Origin of the sequence: Xanthomonas prunicola (assembly GCF_002846205.1) — a bacterium.
Lineage (GTDB): Bacteria > Pseudomonadota > Gammaproteobacteria > Xanthomonadales > Xanthomonadaceae > Xanthomonas > Xanthomonas prunicola.
Window position 1 is genome coordinate 105,281 of the sequence record NZ_PHKV01000004.1, and the last position, 18,930, is coordinate 124,210.

Here is an 18,930-nt window from a genome sequence, read left to right on the forward strand (position 1 = left end):
GACGCCGCTGTCGCGGAACACGGCTGCTGCCCGAACCGGCCGGGCAGCAGCAGACCATGTCGTCCAGATGCCCTGCAGCGCGATTGTCGGCCTGTGCTGTAACGGCGCGCGCAGTCCGCAAGCAGCGGCAGGAGCTAAGCTGACCCCATGACAGAGCCATCCAGCACCGAGCGCATCACCGACCGCGCCTTGACCCTGTCGCGGCGGCGTTTTCTGGCCTGGAGCAGCCTGGCGGTGGCCGCGGGCTTGCTGCGCTTCCCCGCCGATGCCAGTGCCGCCCAGCCTGGCCGCATGCGCGCGGTGCCGCTCGCCCAGGTCCGCCTGACGCCCTCGTTGTTCCTGGATGCGCTGCACACCAATCGCCGCTACCTGATGCGGCTGCAGCCGGACCGGCTATTGCACAACTTCGTGCTGTACGCCGGCCTCGACCCCAAGGCGTCTGCCTATGGCGGCTGGGAAGCGGACACCATCGCCGGGCACACGCTGGGCCACTATCTCAGTGCGTTGGCATTGATGCATGCGCAAACCGGTGATGCGCAATGCGCCACGCGTGCCGCGTATCTGGTGAGCGAACTGGCGCGTTGCCAGGCGCATGCAGGCGATGGTTATGTGGCCGGCTTCACCCGCAAGAACGCGGCAGGCAAGATCGAAAGCGGGCGTGCGGTCTTCGATGAACTCAAGCGCGGCAAGATCGACCCGGCGCCGTTCTATCTCAACGGCAGTTGGGCGCCGCTGTATACATGGCACAAGCTGTTTGCCGGCCTGCTGGACGTGCATGCGCACTGCGACAATGCACAGGCGTTGCAGGTCGCGGTGGGGCTGGCCGGTTATCTGCAGGGCATCTTCGCGGCGCTGGACGATGCGCAGCTGCAGAAGGTGCTGTCCTGCGAATTCGGCGGCCTCAACGAATCGTTCGTCGAGTTGCATGTGCAAACCGGCGATGCGCAGTGGTTGGCGCTGGCGCAGCGCCTGCATCATCACGCCGTGGTCGACCCACTGGTCGCCCAACGCGACGAATTGGTGCACCAGCATTCCAACACCAATATCCCCAAACTGATCGGCCTGGCGCGCGAATACGAGGTCACCGGCGATGCAGCATCCGGCGCGGCAGCGCGCTTCTTCTGGCACACGGTCACCAACCATCACACCTATGTGATCGGTGGCAACGGCGACCGCGAGTACTTCCAGCAGCCAGACAGCATCTCGAAGTTCCTCACCGAGCAGACCTGCGAGCACTGCGCCAGCTACAACATGCTCAAGCTCACCCGGCATCTGTACCAATGGGGGCCGCAGGCTGCGTATTTCGACTATTACGAACGCACGCTGCTCAACCACGTGATGGCGCAGCAACATCCGCGCACCGGCATGTTCACCTACATGACACCGCTGTTGGCCGGCGAAGCACGCGGCTGGTCCACACCGTTCGACGATTTCTGGTGCTGCGTCGGCAGCGGCATGGAGGCGCACGCGCAGTTCGGCGACTCGATCTACTGGGAAGACGGGCAGGGCGTTTACGTCAATCTGTATGTGCCCTCCAGCGTGCGCGATGCAGCGGGTTTTGCGCTGAGCTTGCGCAGCGCGCTTCCCGAACAAGGTCAGGTGACGCTACGCATCGACGCCGCGCCTGCGGAAACGCGCACGCTCGCCTTGCGCGTGCCCGGCTGGGCCGGCGCGCACACGCTGCAGGTCAACGGGCAGCTGCAAACAACACAGCCGGTAGAGGGCTACCTGCGCATCGAACGGCTGTGGAAAGCTGGCGACACCGTGTCGCTGCAGCTGGAGATGCCGCTGCGCCTGGAACCCACACCCGACGATCCGGCATGGGTCGCGATCATGCGCGGCCCGCTGGTGTTGGCAGCCGACCTCGGCGACGCCGCAACGCCGTGGAGCAACAAGACCCCGGTGCTGATCGGTGGCGATGACGTCCTGCAACGCCTGCGGCCGCTGCCGGCCCACGGCCACTACGCCTATGCCGATGGCGCCCAGCAATGGCAGTTTTCCCCGTTCTACGCCCAGTTCGATCGCCGCAGCGCCGTCTACCTGGAGCACCGCGACGCCTCCGCCTGGCAACAACGCCAGGCCGAGCAGGCGGCAGCGGACGCGGCGCAACGCGCACTCGACGCGCGTGCACTGGATCGCATCGCCCTGGGCGAGGAAGCATCGGAAAAGGCGCACGCCCTCACCAGCGACAGCTCCTACGCACTGAGCTACCGCCGCCGCGCCGGCCGCGACGCCCGCACCGGCGGTTTCATCGCCTTTACGCTGCGTAACACGGCCCAGGCCCGCATCCTGCGCCTGCGTTACTGGGGCGACGAAACCCGCCGCCGCTTCCGCATCCTCGCCGACGGCGAACTCATCGCCAACGAACGCCTGGACGGCAATCGTGGGCTGGACTTCGTCGATGTGGATTACGCCTTGCCTGCAGTACTCGCCGGCCGTACCACCCTGCAGATCCGCATCGAGCCGGAGACCGGCTATTCGGCCGGCCCGGCGTTCGGGTGCTGGGTGTTGGAGTCGGCGTGAGTAGTGCGCCGACCCGAGCTTACGATCCACGATGAGAGCGAGCCATCCCATCGACAGCCGATCTGCGTGGTGCGGGATGTGGACGAGCCAATCGATACAACTACGCTGCGGCAGCTAGGGGTACTCCAATGGGAGCGCCACAAATCCAGGTACGGGTGGAACCAAGGCATCACGTGCCTAGCGACTGTTCCCGAGCCCGTTCTCTCTCCTGTCTGAGCACGCGCTTATTCTCGTCGGCAGTCATCGAGCCAAGCCCGGCGTCGTCTGCATGATGGACTGGAGCAGACATGCGGGCCTGTTTTTCCAGTGCGGGCAGATGCTTGGTGAGGTAGTAGCTGGGATAGTGCATGCTGACATCCTGCAGCGTGGCTGATCTGAGTTCCAGAAGTCGCTGTTCTTTGGCGCTTGCGGTCGACCCTTTGTATTCCTCGATGAAACGGTCTGCGACAATCAATTTATTCGGGTTTTCAGGTTCTGTAATGATGCGCTCGCCCAGGTGCTCCATGTTGGCGCCGTTGCTGCGGTATGTCACCACGACCGGCTTTGCATTGACGGTCGTGATGATAATCATCGTGCTGAAAAACTGTCGTCCCGAATAGTCGACCAGCGCAACAAGCTCCAACGTGCCATCGTCATCAAGATCGATGAATTGCGCTTCGCTGACGGTTGGTGGGACGATGTTGCCATCGGGATCGAACTTGGCGATCAATGCTTCGGTCAATTTCGGCAAGTCGCCGGTTCGATTGAGTTCAGCGGATCGCGGTGATTGCCAAGTTGCTGGTTCGCCGATATCCGAACTCCATGCCGGAGATGAGGCCGCCGAAGCGGCGAGCAGTGCAAATAGGAAGCGATGGTTCATCATTGCAGTTCTGCCTTGTTGCATTGCAGGAGTCAGGTCATTTCAATTGTTTTGTGACTGGCCACGTCGCGAGTGCAGGTGGCTGCCTGCTGCCCCACGGTGGCGGCTAATACGCGTTCAACTCTCCGATGATGACGTTCGACTCGGTAAGTGATCTGCGACGCAGGTGAGGCATCTTCCATCATCCAGCATAGACATAAAAAAAGACCGGCGCATGCGCCGGTCTTGGTGTATCGCAAATGCTTCGTAAGCCTTAAGCCGACAACTCCAACAACAACTTATTCAACCGCCGCACATACCCAGCCGGATCCTTGAGACTATCGCCCGCCGCCAATGCAGCCTGGTCGAACAACACCCGGCTCAAATCGCCGAACCGGTCCATGTCCTGTTCCGCATCGAGCTTTTCGATCAGCGGATGGGCCGGGTTGAATTCGAATACCGGCTTGCTTTCCGGCACCGCCTGGCCGCTGGCTTCCAGCAGTTGACGCATCTGCAAACCCAGGTCGCCTTGGCCGATCGCCAAAATCGCGGGGGAGTCGGTCAAACGGTGCGAGACGCGCACTTCGGCCACATCGTCGCCCAGCGCAGCCTTGATGCGCGAAGCCAGGCCTTCCTTGGATTTGGCGACTTCTTCCTGCGCCTTCTTGTCTTCTTCCGAATCCAGCTTGCCCAGGTCCAGGTCGCCGCGTGCCACATCCACGAACGACTTGCCGTCGAATTCGGTGAGGTAGCTCATCAGCCATTCGTCGATGCGGTCGGTGAGCAGCAGCACTTCGATGCCCTTCTTGCGGAACACCTCCAGATGCGGGCTGTCCTTGATCTGCGCGTAGCTTTCGCCGGTGAGGTAGTAGAGCTTGTCCTGGCCCTCGGCCAGACGACTCACGTAATCGGCCAGTCCCACGCTCTGCGCGCCGGTGGTGTCATGCGTGGAGGAGAAGCGCAGCAGGCCGGCGATCTTCTCGCGGTTGGCATAATCCTCGGCCGGACCTTCCTTCAATGCCTGGCCGAAGTTGCGCCAGAACGTGGCGTAGTCGTCCGGCTTGTCCTTGGCGAGTTTCTCCAGCATGTCCAGCGAGCGCTTGGTCAGCGCCGACTTCATCGAATCGACCACCGGGCCGGATTGCAGGATCTCGCGCGAGACGTTGAGCGACAGGTCCGACGAATCCACCACGCCCTTGATGAAACGCAGGTACAGCGGCAGGAACTGCTCGGCCTGGTCCATGATGAAGACGCGCTGCACGTACAGCTTCAGGCCCTTGGCCGAATCGCGGTGATACAGGTCGAACGGGGCGCGTCCGGGCACGAACAGCAGCGAGGTGTATTCCAGCTTGCCCTCGACCTTGTTATGGCTCCACGCCAGCGGGTTGCCCGCGTCGTGCGCGACGTGCTTGTAGAACTCCTGGTACTCCTCGTCCTTGATCTCGGACTTGGGGCGCGTCCACAGTGCGCTGGCGCGGTTGACCGATTCCCACTCCGGCTCGGCGGGCTTGTCGGCGTCTTCGCCGTAATGCTCCTTGCGCATTTCGATCGGCAGGCCGATGTGGTCGGAGTATTTCTTGAGGATGCCGCGCAGCGTCCAGCCATCGGCGAAGTTGTCTTCGCCTTCCTTCAGCTGCAGCACGATGCGCGTACCGCGCTCGGGCTTGTCGATGCTGGCGATTTCGAATTCGCCTTCGCCGCGCGATGACCAATGCACGCCTTCACTGGCCGGGAGGCCGGCGCGACGCGAGTACACATCGACCTGGTCGGCGACGATGAAGGCGCTGTAGAAGCCCACGCCGAACTGACCGATCAGGTTGGCGTCCTTCTTCTGGTCGCCGCTCAAATGCTTGAGGAAGTCGGCGGTGCCGGACTTGGCGATGGTGCCCAGATGCGAGACCGCATCCTCGCGGCTCATGCCGATGCCGTTGTCGTCGATGGTGACGGTGCGCGCGTCCTTGTCGTAGTCGACGCGGATGCGCAGCTCGCTGCCGCCTTCCAGCAGCTCGGGCTTGACCAAGGCTTCGAAGCGCAGCTTGTCGGCGGCGTCGGCAGCATTGGACACCAGCTCGCGCAGGAAGATTTCCTTGTTCGAGTACAACGAATGGATCATCAGCTGCAGCAGCTGCTTGACCTCGGTCTGGAAGCCCAGCGTCTGCTTGTCGGTTTCAACGGTCATTGGGGTCGTGCTCCGTGGTGGTCCAGGCCGCAACGCGGCCGATGGCCTGGGGAATGCGGCCGTCTGCCGATTTTTCAAGGCGGGCCCGAGCGAATATCTCGCGTGCCGCTGTCGGCGCGGGGCAGGGCGACGACGACAATGGCGGCGGTATCATGACCGGCCATTCGTCTTGCTTGAAGCCATGTTGCCAACTGCGCTACTGCGATGTTGCCCCCGCTTGCCATCAGGGGCCTGGCGATGAGCCGCCCGCAACGGCCGGCCCCGCGGGCCGCGGAAGGGCAGGTGCGCATCGTTGGCGGGCGCTGGCGCAATACGCGGCTGGCGGTGCCCACCTTGCCCGGCCTGCGCCCCAGCAGCGACCGCGTGCGCGAAACGGTGTTCAACTGGTTGATGCCGCGCCTGTCCGGCGCGCGCGTGCTGGATCTGTTCGCGGGCTCCGGCGCGCTGGGGCTGGAGGCGGTGTCGCGTGGGGCAGCGCATGCCACCCTGATCGAGCGCGACTCCGGCCTGGTGCAGCGGCTGCGCGAGCACGTGAGCCGTCTGGACGCCTCCACGCAGGTCGAGGTGCTGCAGGAAGACGCAATGCGCTGGCTGGAGCGTGCGCCCGCAGCGCTGGCCGACATCGTCTTTGTCGACCCGCCATTTGCTGCCGGCCTATGGCCCGCAGTGCTGGAGCGCCTGCCGGCGCATGTGGCCGCCGATGCCTGGCTGTATCTGGAAGCGCCCGCCGCTGCGCCGCTGCTGCCGGCCGGCTGGCATCTGCACCGCGAGGGTGCCACCCGTGAAGTGCGCTATGCGCTGTACCGCCGGGCCGCTGCTACACTGAAGAGCGATCCGACCACGGTAGTCTCCGTATGAGCGTTGCCAATAGCCGCACTGCGGTCTATCCCGGTACCTTCGACCCGATCACCAACGGTCATATCGACCTGGTGAACCGCGCCGCGCCGTTGTTCGAGCGCGTGGTGGTGGGCGTGGCGTACAGCCCTTCCAAGGGCCCGGCGCTGTCGCTGGAGCGCCGCGTGACACTGGCCCAGGAAGCGCTGGCGGCGCATACCAATGTGGAAGTGCGCGGCTTCGATACCTTGCTGGCGCACTTTGTGCGCGAGATGGGCGCCGGCGTGCTGCTGCGCGGACTGCGCGCGGTGTCCGACTTCGAATACGAATTCCAGATGGCCAGCATGAACCGCCATCTGATCCCGGAGGTGGAAACGCTGTTTCTCACACCGGCCGAGCAGTACAGCTTCATCTCGTCCTCGCTGGTGCGCGAAATCGCGCGGCTGGGCGGGGACGTCTCCGGCTTCGTGCCGGCATCGGTTGTCGAAGCCTTGCGGCAGGTGCGGCAATCCCGCGCGCAGGCCTGATCAGTTGCAGTCACATCACCACACGCATTTCAAAGGGAGGAATTTCATGAAACACACCATGCGCGCTCTGGCGCTCGCTTCGATCGCCGCTCTGGCGGTCACCGCCTGCAAGAAGGAAGCGCCGGCACCGACCGCTGCCGCCGCTCCGGCTGCGTTGACCGCACCGGCCAAGGACGACAACGCCGGTTGGAAGAAGTACCTGCAGGAAGTGGTCGGCCAGAATCTGGGCACCACCACCAACAGCCCGTTCCTGTACTACTTGCCGCCGGAGTCCGATGCCGAGTTTGCCGGCAGCTACGAGCGTCAGCTGGAAAGCGTCAAGACCGCGCTCGCCCGTGGCGTGCAGCCGGGCAACATGCTGGCCTTCGGTTCGTCGGCGTCCAGCAAGATGGCCGACCTGATCGATGCAGCGTTCAAGGACGTGGCCCCGGACTCGATGAAGGGTGTGCGCGTGCTGTTCATCGGCAACGCGGCCGACAACGCGCGCGTGCAGACCATCGTCCAGCCCAAGGGCGCGGAATACATCTTCGTTGAAGCCAAGTAATGCCGTACCAGGCCGGATGCGCGGGAGGGCGCATCCGGCCGCGGCGTGGAAACGCGCCATGCTGCTGAGTTCGCACTCCACCGGAGCCGGCCGTGTCAGGCCGGCATCCGACAGCGCCCACGGCGTTGTCCATCTGCCGCTGCACGCCATGTGCGCCAGGCCGCAGCGGTACATTGCGTTCCAGCGCTTGCGATTGCAGCGCGCTGTGCCGCGCCCCATCGTAGTGCCGATATGTCTCTGAAAATCAACGAGCTCTGCGTCAACTGCGACGTCTGCGAGCCGGCGTGCCCGAATCAGGCCATCTCGATGGGCGAAACCATCTACGTCATCGACCCGGCACGGTGCACCGAGTGCGTGGGCCATTTCGACGAAGCGCAATGCGTGGTGGTGTGCCCGGTCGAATGCATCGATCCGGATCCAGACATTCCGGAAACCCATGATCAATTGCTGGCCAAGCTGATGCAGTTGCAGCGCGATCATCCCGAACTGTACGAACAGGAGCCTCCCGCCCCGTGAGCATTTTGTCCCGACCTTTCTCCGCGCCTGGCCTGCTGTTGCTGGCCTTGGTGCTGGCGCCTGCCGCCTGGTGCGCCGATGCCGCCAGGCCGGCGGCTTCCACGACGGCACCGGTTGCCACGCATCCGCCCGGTGCGGCGATTGCCAGCGGCCATGCCCTGGCCACCGACGCCGGTCTGCAGATCCTGCGCGAAGGGGGCAATGCCTTCGATGCCGCGGTGGCAGTGTCGTCCACGCTGGCGGTGGTCGAGCCGATCAGCTCGGGGCTGGGTGGTGGTGGTTTCTTCCTGCTGCACGACGCCAAGACCGGCAAGGACGTAATGCTGGACGCGCGCGAAACCGCGCCCGAGTCGGCCACCGAAGCGCAATTTCTCGACAAGAAAGGCGAGTTGGACCGCGACCGCTCGATCAACGGCCCATGGTCGGCCGGCATCCCGGGCCTGCCCGCGGCACTGGTGGAACTGGCTGCCAAACACGGCCGGTTGCCGCTGAAGCAGTCGCTGGCGCCATCGATCCGTATCGCGACGGAGGGTTTCCCCGTCTACGCGCGCATGGCCAAGGGGTATGTCTCGCGGCGCGCGGTGATGGAGCGCTACCCCGGGACGCGCGAGGTGTATCTGCGTGGTGGCAAACCCATTGCCGAAGGCGAAATCTTCAGGCAGCCGGAGCTGGCGCATACGCTGCAGCTGCTCGGCGACAAGGGGTTCGACGGGTTCTACAAGGGCGAAACGGCCAAGAAGCTGCTGGCTGGCGTGAAGCAGGCCGGTGGCCAGTGGACCGCGGCCGAGCTGGCAGGGTATCGGGTCAAGGAGCGCACGCCGATTCAGTTCGATTACCGTGGCTGGACCATCACCACGGCGCCGCCGCCGTCGTCCGGTGGCATCGCGCTGGCGGCGATGCTGCAGATTCTGGAAGGCTGGGATTTGAACAAACTCGATGACGTGCATCGCACCCATCTGGTGGTGGAGTCGATGCGCCGCGCTTACCGCGACCGCACCTTCTTCCTGGGCGACCCCGACTTTGTGGACGTACCGCAGCGGGTGCTGACCAGCAAGGACTATGCGCAAGGCCTGCGTGCCACCATCAATCCGGACAAGGCCACGCCCAGCGATCTGCTGTCGGGCAACCCCACGCCGCTGGAAGACGACGAGACCACGCACTTTTCCATCATCGACGGCGAAGGCAACCGCGTCGGCGCCACGCAGACGGTGAACCTGCTGTATGGCTCGGGCCTGATTCCCAAGGGCACCGGTGTGCTGCTCAACAACGAGATGGACGACTTCGCGCTCAAGCCTGGCACCCCCAATGCGTTCGGCGTGATGGGCTACGCTGCCAACGCGCCGAAGCCGGGCAAGCGCATGCTCAGCTCGATGACGCCGACCTTCATGGAGTCGGCCGACAAGGCGATCGTGCTCGGCACCCCGGGCGGTAGCCGCATCATCACCATGGTGCTGCTCGGTATCCTGGGGTACGACGCCGGCCTGGATGCGCAAGCGGTCAGCGCATTGCCGCGCTATCACCACCAGTGGCTGCCGGACGTCATCGAGGCCGAGACCGACGCGTTTTCGGCGCAGACCGCCAAGGGCCTGCAAGCGATGGGGCATGCACTCAAACTGCCCGGCGACACCGCCGAAGGCGGCCGCGGCTCCAGCCATGTGTGGGGCAACCTGCAAACGGTGGAATGGGACAAGCGCAGTAACATGCTCAGCGGCGGCAGCGACCCGCGTAACCCGGTGGGCAAGGCGCAAGTGCAGTTGGGCACGCCTGCGCAGTAACGCAGGCAGATCTGCTGCGCGCGCCGCCGTAGGGCAGGGCGGATGGCAAACAGGAACCGTAACACGGGGTGGGCGAAAGCCCGCCCCGTGTTGTGTCAGGTAACCGGCCGCATTGCGATGGCGGCGCGAATGTCGCAAGCGTCGAGCGACCGCCGCCTGCATCAGTTGAGTTTGAAGTAGGTGGCGTTGCCCCCGTTGTAGCAGTTAGCACCATCCAGACCTTTGCTACCAGGAATGTTTGGTGTCGTCGGATAGACGTGGCAGGCGGTATACGCAGCGGCGTTGCCGGTGAACCGTAGCGTGAAGTGTTGCCGGTTGTCTGTCCTGCTTATATGGACACCGCCATTGGCCTCAATCGTTACCTCGCATGCCGGCTGCGCAGCCGCCTCGCACTGTTGCAACGTCGCCTTCAACGGACCGCTGATGTTGGCGTACATCCCGGAAATCCAGTTGTTCTGAACCTGGTTGGGGTTGGCATTCCATACCTTCGTGGCGAGCGCGGTCTGGCCCAGGCTGAGCAGCCCGATCGACAGCACGATGGCGAGACTTCTTCCTCCGCGTAGACGCCGTTGCGAAGGGCGCGGCTGGCATGCGCTGCGGTAGGAGAAAAAACAGGGAGCGGTCAACGGGATCGTCATGTGGTCATCCTTTGCATAGAGAATGGTTTGCTGTAGAGCCCGTTGGATGTGGTGAGCTTCCAGTTGGGCTTGCACTGCGGTGGTGCGCAGCATCACCGCAGTGCCAAAGTAAGTTGGTGTCGGCGCGAAGAATTGGCGTAAATCACGGCAATTGCGGCCGTTTCGATGCGATGTAGCTGCGCGTTGCCATGCTTGGGCGGCGTTTAGGCGGTGTCGGCCAATCCCTTCGGTGCAACTACCGAAGGACTGCGAAACAGCCGGCAGTACATTGAAGCGAAAGTATCGATATCACCGTTTGGCGAGCCGTTGTTGAATTCTGGAACTCGCTTGTGCACTTAGTGAATTCGAACCGGTCAGCAAGCCCAAGTGCTGACCAAGCGATTGGTAGCGTCGTTCAGCTGCAATCGCCTTCGCTGATCGGCCTTGTAGTAGCGGTGCGGTGCGGACACCATGAGATATGAAAAAATTGACCGCGTTATTGATTGCCGCTGCGCTAGTCGTCGCATCGGCTGTTTGTACTGCTGAGCCTGCAATCGCTGGCTCCGGGGGAGCCATCCACGTCAACCAACTCGGCTATCTACCGGGCTCGGAAAAACTTGTCGTGGTCGGGCTGCCACAAGGCGCAGCAATCCGCTCGAATCGCTTCACGGTCGAAGATGCGCAGGGCCGCAACGTGTTGCAGGGAACCTTGCAGCCGGCCGCGGTGTGGTCGCCGGCCGATCAGCAGGCACAGGTGGCGGATTTTTCCAGCCTGCGTCTGGCCGGCACCTATCGGGTGAAGGTCGACGGATTGCCGGCATCGGATGCGTTCGCAATCAACGCGCATGCGTATCAGCCGTTGGTCGATGCAGCGTTGAAAGCGTTCTATTTCAACCGTGCCAGCACCGCGCTGCCAGCGCGGTACGCCGGGCGCTATGCGCGTGCAGCCGGACACCCGGATACGCAGGTGCGCATCCATCCGTCTGCAGCGTCGGCGACGCGTCCGACCGATAGCGTGATCAGCGCGCCCAAAGGCTGGTACGACGCGGGCGACTACAACAAGTACATCGTCAATTCCGGCATCAGCACCTACACCTTGCTGGCGGCTTACGAGCAGTATTCGGCCTTTTTCAAGTCCAAGCCGCTGACCATCCCCGACGATGCGCCCGGCGTGCCCGGCATCCTGCAGGAGGCCTGGTGGAATCTGGATTGGATGCTCGCCATGCAGGATCCCGCCGATGGCGGCGTGTATCACAAGCTCACCAACACGCGGTTCGATGGGTTGGTGATGCCGGATCAGGCCAAGCAGCAACGCTATGTGGTGATGAAGACGACCGCCGCGACCTTGGACTTCGCAGCGGTGATGGCCGTGGCCAGTCGCGTGTATGCACCGTTCGACAAGCAGTATCCAGGGATGTCGGCGCGCATGTTGAAAGCCTCGCGCGCTGCCTGGGCGTGGGCGCAACAGCATCCGGATGTGATTTATCACCAGCCCAGCGACATGCTCACCGGGGGGTACGACGATGCACATCTGGATGACGAATTCGCTTGGGCGGCGGCCGAGTTGTATATCGCCACTCACGAGGACGGGCTTTACGACGCGATGATTGCGCGCAACGTGCCGGCCACGGTGCCGTCGTGGGGCAATGTCGGTGGCCTGGCCTGGATGTCGTTGGCCGAGCACCGCGACCGGCTCACGCCGCATGCCGATCGCGCGAAGATCGAAAGGGAGATCACCGACCTGGCGCAGCAGTTGGCAGACACTTGGCAATCGTCGTCGTGGCGTGTGGCCATGGCCGACAGCAATTTCGTGTGGGGCAGCAATGGCGGGGTGCTCAACCGCGCGATGATGCTGATAGAGGGCTACCGCCTGACGCAAAAACGCCAGTTCCTGGATGCCGCGCAATCGCAGCTGGACTACATCCTGGGCCGCAATCCGCTGGGGCTGTCCTTCGTTACCGGGATAGGGACGCGTACGCCGATACATATCCACCACCGCCCCTCCGAAGCCGACGGCATCGCAGCACCGGTGCCGGGTTGGCTGGTGGGTGGTCCGCAACCGGGGCATCAGGATGCCAAGGAGTGCAAGGTGCCGTACCCCTCGAAACTGCCGGCGCTCTCGTACCTGGACAACTTCTGCAGCTACTCCACCAACGAAGTGGCGATCAATTGGAATGCACCGCTGGTGTATGTGAGCGCGGCGATCGAGGCGTCGACGCACTGAGCTGAGCGAAGGCATATCGGAGACGGCGGGGTTCCTTCTCCCATGGGGAGAAGGCGATGCATAGCGCCGGATTGGGGCGCAGCGTCGGCAAGAGCAGTGGCGCGCCGGACCACCCTCGGCTCAAGTCCCGCTCCGCGCCCCGGCCGGCGCTCGCGGCGCGGTCGCTCCAAGGCACGCGCGCCGGTGGCGCGCACGCTGTGCCGTTTCGCCCCGGCGGGAAAGAGGCTTGGCTGCCGATCACCGCATCGTCCTTGTCCAGCGCGTCTTCGCGGCTGGACAGCTCACTCCACCCGCGTGCCAAAAATCCGATCGCCTGCATCGCCCAGGCCGGGCAGGATATAGCCCTTGTCGTTGAGATGGTCGTCGATGGCGGCGGTGTAGACCTCCACGTCCGGATGTGCCGCTTCCAATGCCTTCAGGCCTTCCGGTGCAGCGACCAGAAAGATACCCTTGATGCGCCGCGCGCCGGCGCGCTTGAGCATGTCGATGGTGGCAATCAGGGTGCCGCCCGTGGCCAGCATCGGGTCCAGGATGAGTGCGTCGCGTTCTTCCAGGCGGCCGGTGAGGCGCTCGAAGTAGGGCACCGGTTGCAAGGTCTCCTCATCGCGCTGCAGGCCGACCACGCTCACCCGTGCGGTGGGAATCAATGCCAGCACACCAGGCAGCATGCCCAGGCCGGCGCGCAGGATCGGCACCAGCGTGATCTTGGCACCGGCAATGCGCTGCACCGTCACCGGGCCGGCCCAGCCCGGCTGGGTGTGCGATTCGGTGTCCAGATTGGCGGTGGCCTCGTAGGCCAACAGCGTGCCCAGTTCGGTGACCAGCTCGCGGAAGCCCTTGGTGCTCAAGGCGGCATCGCGCAGCAGGCCGATCTTGTGCTGGACGAGGGGGTGGCGGACTTCGACGATTTTCATGGGCAGCGGCAGGCGGGAGAGGGGCACAGTGTGCCGCAGCCGCGCGGTGCGTCGCCACAGATTGAATGTGACGGCGCATACACATGTCATGTCAGTGAAACGTCGTAGACATAGTGTGCGCACCCATTCTTAACCGATTGGGGAAGCGACCGTGTTGAACAAGACTCCGCTCTGCCTGGCGATCACGCTGACGTTGGCGACGGCCACGTGGAGCCCGCTGGCGCACGCGGCTGAGGGTGCGGCGGCGGGCGTGGCTGCCAGCGCTGCGGCGATCGACCTGGAGCGGCTCGAAGTGCGCCCGCAGCTGGAGGCGCAGGAGCGCGCGGTCGATCTCAAACGCGCCTCCGATGCCATCCAGGATGCAGTCGCCTCCGATGCGATGGGACGTTACCCGGATAAGAATGTTGCAGAATCCTTACAGCGCCTGCCGGGCGTCAGCGTCACCCGCGACCAGGGCGAAGGTCGCTTTGTTGTCATCCGCGGGCTCGATTCGTCGCTCAACAGCGTCACCATCGACGGCATGAACATGGGGACGCCCGAAGACGGCACGCGTTCCACGCCGCTGGACGTGATTCCTTCCGATTCCACCGAGCGCTTGAAGGTAGTGAAGTCGCCGACCCCGGACATGCCGGGCGATTCCATTGGCGGCGCGATCCAGGTGGAATCCACCTCCGCCTTCGACCGCGATGGACGCACGTTGCGCGGCTCCATCGAAGGTAGCCACCAGTCGCTGTCTGGCAAGACCAGCCCGAAGGGTGCGTTCAACTACAGCGATATCTTCGGCGGCACCTTCGGTGTGGCGGTGGGCGTGAACTACCAGGACCGCGAGTTCGAATCCGACAACACCGAAGTGGCTTACGACATCTTTGACGGCGGCGCGGATGACGATCTGTTCGCCGGTGAAGTACAACGTCGTAAATATTTCATCGAACGCACCCGCATGGGCGCGAATCTCAATCTGGACTGGCGCCCGGATGCGGACAACCGCTATTACCTGCGCTCGCTGTACAGCCGTTTCGACGATGCCGAAACGCGCCAGCGCACCATCTTCGGCTTGAGCGACGGTGAGGTCAGCGCCAATGGCGACGGCACTTATAACGTCGCCGACCTGCCGGCCGACAGCATTTCCAAGCGCGTGCGCTACCGCACCAAAAAGGAAGACAACATGGCGGTGAGCTTTGGCGGTGAGAACCGCCTGAGCAGCGCCACCATCGATTACAAGGTGGGCTATACCAAGACCACCGAGCGCGTGAACGATGAAAAGGAAGCGCGTTTCAACTACGACGGCGACGATCTGTCGGCGACGGTGGATCAGCGCAGCGGCATTCCGCGATTGGGGTTCTCCGATAACGGCTGGCAGAGCAACGACGATTTCGTGTTCGATCGTTTCGTGATTGCGCCCAAGCAGGTGGACGACAGCGAGCGTAGCGCGCAGATCAACGTGCGCTTCGATGGCGAACATTCCAGCCTGAAGATGGGCGTGCTCGGCCGCTGGCGCGAGCGCGATGTCAACGTGGACGAAAGCGAACTGCGTCGTGGCCCGGCCATCGACCTGAGCGATTGGACCACCGCCGCGCCCGAACACCGTGGCGGCACCTTGGGCGAGAGCATCGGCTCGGACGGCATGCGCCGTTACTGGAACACCTCCGGCACTCTGTACAGCGCACGTCCGCAGGATGTCGGCGGCAATCTGCAGACCTCGCTGCAGGACGATTACAACGCCAGCGAAGATGTCTTCGCGACCTATGCGATGGGTACCTGGGACATCGGCGCGCTGCGCATGATTGCCGGCGTGCGTGTGGAAAATACCCAGTTCAATGCCACCGGCAACCAGGTGGATGTGGCGCCGAACGGCCGTACCGCCACGGTGACCCCGCGCGAGGCCTCCAGCAGTTACACCAATGTGCTGCCCGGCCTGCATCTGCGCTACGACAGTGGCAACGACTGGGTGCTGCGCTTTGCGGCCAACAAGACCTTGTCGCGCCCGTCGTTCGGCGATGTGTCGCCGCGCGTGAGCATCAACCGTGGCGATAACGAGGTGAGCATCGGCAACCCCGATCTCAATCCGTATCGCTCGCAGAATCTGGACCTGTCGTTCGAAAAATACATCGGCAGCAGCGGCCTGATCTCGCTGGGTGTGTTCCACAAGTCGATCGACGACTACATCGTGCAGACCCTGAGCACCAACGACGCGGAATTTCCGGGGTTTCAGGTCACGCGCTCGATCAATGGCGACACCGCCAAGGTGCGTGGTGCCGAATTCAACTGGCAGCAGACCCTGGACTTTCTGCCCGAAGGCTGGAATGGCTTTCTGGTCGGCGCCAGCGCCACTGCCCTGGACAGCGACTTCGCCCCGGGCCTGGCCAACCGCGCCGGCGACGACTTCATGCTGCCGCGTTCGTCCAAGCGCATCTACAGCGGCCACCTGGGTTACGAAAAATACGGGTTCAGTGCGCGCGTGGCGGCGGTGTATCGCAGCCAATACCTGGATACCATCGGTCAGAGCCGCGCCTACGATATCTACGTCGCCCCGCATACCCAGATGGACCTCAGCATGAGTTATCAGTTCAACAGTCACGTGAGCCTGTATCTGGAAGCGCAGAACCTGCTGGACGAACCGTTGGAGCTGTATCAGGGCATCCCCTCGCGTACCCTGCAAAACGAAGAGTACGGCCGCACGTATGCGCTCGGCCTGAAGGTGGCGCTGTGATCGTACCGCGCACCCTGGCGCAGATCACGCTGTTGTCCGCCGCCACGGTATTGGTCGGTTGCGCCAGCGCCCCGGCCGGCCGCGAAGCCGACGAAGCGCTACTGAAAGATCCGTTGCTGAAGGAGGCCAAGGTGGCGCACGAAGTGGTGCCGGAAGCCTTCATTACCGCGCTGACGCCATTGGACAATCTGGATTCGCCGGCCAGTTGGATGGCACCGGATGGTCGCCGTTGGGTGATCGCCACCGCCAAGGGCACGCATGCGCTGGTGGTCTTCGATGGCGACAGCGGCAAGCGGCTGCGTGTGGTCGGCGGCAAGGGCAAGGCCCTGGGCAAACTCGACCGCCCGAACGGCATCTCGGTGGTCGACGACCTGGTGTTCGTGGTGGAGCGTGATAACCGCCGCGTGCAGGTGTTTTCGTTGCCGGATCTCAAGCCATTGACGGCCTTCGGCCAGGATGAGTTGCGCGAACCTTACGGTGTGTGGGTGCGCAAGCATGATGGCGGCTATGAGGTGGTGGTCAGCGACAACTACATGTCGCCCACCAATAAGGATCTGCCGCCGCCATTGGCCGAACTTGGCCAGCGCTTCCGACGCTATCAAGTCAATGCGGCAGGGCAGGGCTGGCAGGCGCGCCTGAGCCAAAGTTTTGGCGATACGACAGAGGCGGGCGCAGTGCGGATTGCCGAATCGGTATTCGGCGATGAAGCCAATGCGCGGCTGATGATCGCCGAAGAAGACGTGGCCGTGGGCACGCAGTTGCGCGACTACGGCATGGACGGGCGCTATCGCGGCCGCGATGTCGGCACCGGGGTGTTCAAGGCGCAGGCCGAAGGCATCACCTTGTTTGCGTGCAACGATGGCAGCGGCTACTGGATTGCCACCGATCAGTTCAAGGACCGCAGCGTATTCCAGGTGTTCGATCGCAAGACGCTGGCGCATCTCGGCGCCTTCGCTGGCCGTGTCACGGCCAATACCGATGGCGTGTGGCTGGATCAACGCAGCGATGCGCGCTTCCCGGGTGGCGTGTTCTATGCGCTGCATGACGACCAGGCGGTGGCCGCGTTCGATTGGCGCGATATTGCGCGCACGTTGCGCTTGAAGGAGTGCACGCCATGAAGGCCAGGCGTGCGTCGGTCTACGCATTGCTGGGGTTGATCGCAACAGTAGGTGTTGCCGCGTCGGCGGCCGAACGTGCTGCCGAACCCAACACGCAGGTGCCGGTGGGTTCTACGCATTACCTTGCCGACGGCTTCCCGGACCGCATCGTCGCCACGCCGGCGCAGGACGCCGCCACCGGCTTTGCGGTGGCGTGGCGTACCGATGCCAGCGTCAATCGGCCCTGGCTGGAACTGGTGGTTGCCGGCGATTCCCCGGACGTAGGCACGCCGCGGCGCTTTCGTGCCAGCACCGCACCGCTCGTTAGCGAAAACGGCAACTCGCATCACCACCGCGCCGATGTCGGTGGGCTGCAGCCGGACACCTTGTACGCGTACCGCGTGCAAGGGCAGGGCACCTGGGGCGCGTGGAATCATTTCCGCACGGCTGCCACGGCCACCACGCCACTTACCCTGTTGTATTTCGGCGATACCCAGAACAAGAATCTCAGTCTGGTCTCGCGAGTGATTCGACAAGCCTGGCGCTCGGCACCGGATGCGCGGTTGGCGCTGTTTGCCGGTGACCTGGTGAGCGGCAAGGACGGCCAGGACGACAACGAATGGGCCGAGTGGTTCGAGTCCGGGCGCTGGCTGCTGGAAGGTACCGCGGTGGCGCCGGCACCGGGCAATCACGAGTATCACGAAGAAGGCGAAAACACGCCGCAAGCAACCCGTGTGCTCGGCAGTCATTGGCCGGTGACGTTTGCGTTGCCGCGCAATGGGCCGTCGGCCACCGTGCGCACCAGCTACTGGTTCGACTATCAAGGCGTGCGCATTGCCGTGCTCGACGGCACCTCGGCGCTGGATCTGGGCACCGGCCCGGCGCAGGCGCGGTGGCTGGATAAGATACTCACTGACAACCCGCATCCCTGGTCGATTGTGCTGATCCATCAGCCATTCTTCTCGCCGCGTGCCGATCGCGAAAACGAAAAATTGGTTGAACAGGTGCTTCCGGTGATTCGCCGCCACAAGGTGGATCTGGTGTTGCAGGGCCACGACCACACCTATGGCCGGCGTGGCGACGAGGCCGGGCAGGCGACGCCGGTCTTCGTGGTCTCGGTGGCAGGGCCCAAGCAGTACCGGCTTTCGGACATGACGCGCAAAACCATGCGTCCGGTGGGCGAAGACACCCAGCTTTACCAAGTGTTACGTCTGGACCATCAGCATCTGGTTTACGAATCGCGCACTGCCACCGGGCGGCTGTATGACGCGTTCGAATTGCAGCGCGATAGCGACGGCAGCAAACGCGTGATCGAACGCGAAGCGGGACGTATCGCGCCGCGCGATTGTCCGCGCAGTGCCACGCTCAAGGGACGTGCGGATCGCTGTTGGGAATGAGCCAGGCACAGGCAACCGCCTGCCTGGCAATGCCGTGCTGCTGGCGGATGCGCCAGCAGTGCGCGCGAGGCATCAACGATCTGCAGGCGCGCAGTTCTGTGTCCTGTGCTGGCATTAATCCTCAACGCGCGCGACAGACGCGTTGAATATGACAATACGGCAAGGAATTTAGTCGGGATTTCGGCTGCATTTACACGTTGTTTTAAAACTTCGCATCCACATAGATTTCTTCTAT

Annotated in this window: 14 protein-coding genes; 10 read left to right on the forward strand and 4 right to left on the reverse strand. The window is 63.6% G+C overall.

Annotated features, from left to right (window positions below; all coding sequences use genetic code 11):
* The first annotated feature begins 147 nt into the window (after positions 1-147).
* A complete protein-coding gene (locus tag XpruCFBP8353_RS13900) occupies positions 148-2,523 on the forward strand; it encodes a glycoside hydrolase family 127 protein (protein WP_101363756.1) in 2,376 nt (791 codons plus the stop codon).
* A gap of 169 nt (positions 2,524-2,692) precedes the next feature.
* Here the strand turns inward: XpruCFBP8353_RS13900 and XpruCFBP8353_RS13905 are convergent, their stop codons facing one another.
* Together XpruCFBP8353_RS13905 and htpG are read right to left on the reverse strand one after the other, a co-directional pair.
* Positions 2,693-3,385: a hypothetical protein gene (locus tag XpruCFBP8353_RS13905; protein ID WP_101363757.1), complete on the reverse strand. Its 693-nt coding sequence runs from the start codon at positions 3,383-3,385 to the stop codon at positions 2,693-2,695.
* Positions 3,386-3,635: 250 nt separating this feature from the next.
* Positions 3,636-5,540: a molecular chaperone HtpG gene (htpG, locus tag XpruCFBP8353_RS13910; RefSeq protein WP_101363758.1), complete on the reverse strand. Its 1,905-nt coding sequence runs from the start codon at positions 5,538-5,540 to the stop codon at positions 3,636-3,638.
* Positions 5,541-5,777: 237 nt separating this feature from the next.
* Here htpG and rsmD point away from each other — a divergent pair, with 237 nt between their 5' ends.
* The 5 genes from rsmD (at position 5,778) to ggt (ending at position 9,736) form a co-directional block, all read left to right on the forward strand.
* Positions 5,778-6,398: a 16S rRNA (guanine(966)-N(2))-methyltransferase RsmD gene (gene rsmD, locus XpruCFBP8353_RS13915; protein WP_101363759.1), complete on the forward strand. Its 621-nt coding sequence runs from the start codon at positions 5,778-5,780 to the stop codon at positions 6,396-6,398.
* Positions 6,395-6,901: a pantetheine-phosphate adenylyltransferase gene (gene coaD, locus XpruCFBP8353_RS13920; RefSeq protein WP_101363760.1), complete on the forward strand. Its 507-nt coding sequence runs from the start codon at positions 6,395-6,397 to the stop codon at positions 6,899-6,901. The genes rsmD and coaD overlap by 4 nt, the downstream gene beginning before the upstream one ends.
* A 46-nt stretch (positions 6,902-6,947) precedes the next feature.
* Positions 6,948-7,445, forward strand: coding sequence for a hypothetical protein (locus XpruCFBP8353_RS13925; RefSeq protein ID WP_010372366.1), 498 nt, complete (start codon positions 6,948-6,950; stop codon positions 7,443-7,445).
* 231 nt (positions 7,446-7,676) lie between these two features.
* A complete protein-coding gene (locus tag XpruCFBP8353_RS13935) occupies positions 7,677-7,961 on the forward strand; it encodes a YfhL family 4Fe-4S dicluster ferredoxin (protein ID WP_029220241.1) in 285 nt (94 codons plus the stop codon).
* Entirely contained in the window at positions 7,958-9,736 is a 1,779-nt protein-coding gene (gene ggt, locus XpruCFBP8353_RS13940) for a gamma-glutamyltransferase (RefSeq protein WP_101363761.1), read from the forward strand. Before XpruCFBP8353_RS13935 ends, ggt begins: the two co-directional genes overlap by 4 nt.
* 161 nt (positions 9,737-9,897) lie before the next feature.
* Here ggt and XpruCFBP8353_RS13945 read toward each other — a convergent pair whose 3' ends face one another.
* Positions 9,898-10,467 (reverse strand): hypothetical protein, encoded by a 570-nt coding sequence (locus XpruCFBP8353_RS13945; RefSeq protein WP_101363762.1) that lies wholly within the window; start codon positions 10,465-10,467, stop codon positions 9,898-9,900.
* A gap of 364 nt (positions 10,468-10,831) precedes the next feature.
* Here XpruCFBP8353_RS13945 and XpruCFBP8353_RS13950 point away from each other — a divergent pair, with 364 nt between their 5' ends.
* Entirely contained in the window at positions 10,832-12,577 is a 1,746-nt protein-coding gene (locus XpruCFBP8353_RS13950) for a glycoside hydrolase family 9 protein (protein ID WP_101363763.1), read from the forward strand.
* Positions 12,578-12,858: 281 nt separating this feature from the next.
* Here the strand turns inward: XpruCFBP8353_RS13950 and upp are convergent, their stop codons facing one another.
* Positions 12,859-13,491 carry a uracil phosphoribosyltransferase gene (gene upp, locus XpruCFBP8353_RS13960; RefSeq protein WP_101363765.1) on the reverse strand — a complete coding sequence of 211 codons (633 nt, stop codon included), beginning with the start codon at positions 13,489-13,491 and terminating at the stop codon, positions 12,859-12,861.
* A 151-nt stretch (positions 13,492-13,642) separates the two neighbouring features.
* Here upp and XpruCFBP8353_RS13965 point away from each other — a divergent pair, with 151 nt between their 5' ends.
* From XpruCFBP8353_RS13965 to XpruCFBP8353_RS13975, 3 genes are read left to right on the forward strand one after another with little or no spacing between them, the layout of a single operon-like run.
* Entirely contained in the window at positions 13,643-16,201 is a 2,559-nt protein-coding gene (locus tag XpruCFBP8353_RS13965) for a TonB-dependent receptor (protein ID WP_162301051.1), read from the forward strand.
* On the forward strand, positions 16,198-17,319 hold the full coding sequence (locus tag XpruCFBP8353_RS13970; protein WP_101363766.1) for a phytase: 1,122 nt from the start codon (positions 16,198-16,200) through the stop codon (positions 17,317-17,319). The genes XpruCFBP8353_RS13965 and XpruCFBP8353_RS13970 overlap by 4 nt, the downstream gene beginning before the upstream one ends.
* A complete protein-coding gene (locus tag XpruCFBP8353_RS13975) occupies positions 17,316-18,695 on the forward strand; it encodes a purple acid phosphatase family protein (protein WP_101363767.1) in 1,380 nt (459 codons plus the stop codon). Before XpruCFBP8353_RS13970 ends, XpruCFBP8353_RS13975 begins: the two co-directional genes overlap by 4 nt.
* Positions 18,696-18,930: the final 235 nt, after the last annotated feature.

What these genes read in the sequence shown, in the direction of transcription:
- XpruCFBP8353_RS13975 (WP_101363767.1), top strand. Translation starts at nt 17,316, where the DNA reads ATGAAGGCCAGGCGTGCGTCGGTCTACGCATTGCTGGGGTTGATCGCA.
- htpG (WP_101363758.1), bottom strand. Translation starts at nt 5,540, where the DNA reads ATGACCGTTGAAACCGACAAGCAGACGCTGGGCTTCCAGACCGAGGTC.
- XpruCFBP8353_RS13925 (WP_010372366.1), top strand. Translation starts at nt 6,948, where the DNA reads ATGAAACACACCATGCGCGCTCTGGCGCTCGCTTCGATCGCCGCTCTG.
- rsmD (WP_101363759.1), top strand. Translation starts at nt 5,778, where the DNA reads ATGAGCCGCCCGCAACGGCCGGCCCCGCGGGCCGCGGAAGGGCAGGTG.
- XpruCFBP8353_RS13900 (WP_101363756.1), top strand. Translation starts at nt 148, where the DNA reads ATGACAGAGCCATCCAGCACCGAGCGCATCACCGACCGCGCCTTGACC.
- coaD (WP_101363760.1), top strand. Translation starts at nt 6,395, where the DNA reads ATGAGCGTTGCCAATAGCCGCACTGCGGTCTATCCCGGTACCTTCGAC.
- XpruCFBP8353_RS13950 (WP_101363763.1), top strand. Translation starts at nt 10,832, where the DNA reads ATGAAAAAATTGACCGCGTTATTGATTGCCGCTGCGCTAGTCGTCGCA.
- XpruCFBP8353_RS13905 (WP_101363757.1), bottom strand. Translation starts at nt 3,385, where the DNA reads ATGATGAACCATCGCTTCCTATTTGCACTGCTCGCCGCTTCGGCGGCC.
- XpruCFBP8353_RS13935 (WP_029220241.1), top strand. Translation starts at nt 7,677, where the DNA reads ATGTCTCTGAAAATCAACGAGCTCTGCGTCAACTGCGACGTCTGCGAG.
- XpruCFBP8353_RS13945 (WP_101363762.1), bottom strand. Translation starts at nt 10,467, where the DNA reads ATGCTGCGCACCACCGCAGTGCAAGCCCAACTGGAAGCTCACCACATC.
- upp (WP_101363765.1), bottom strand. Translation starts at nt 13,491, where the DNA reads ATGAAAATCGTCGAAGTCCGCCACCCCCTCGTCCAGCACAAGATCGGC.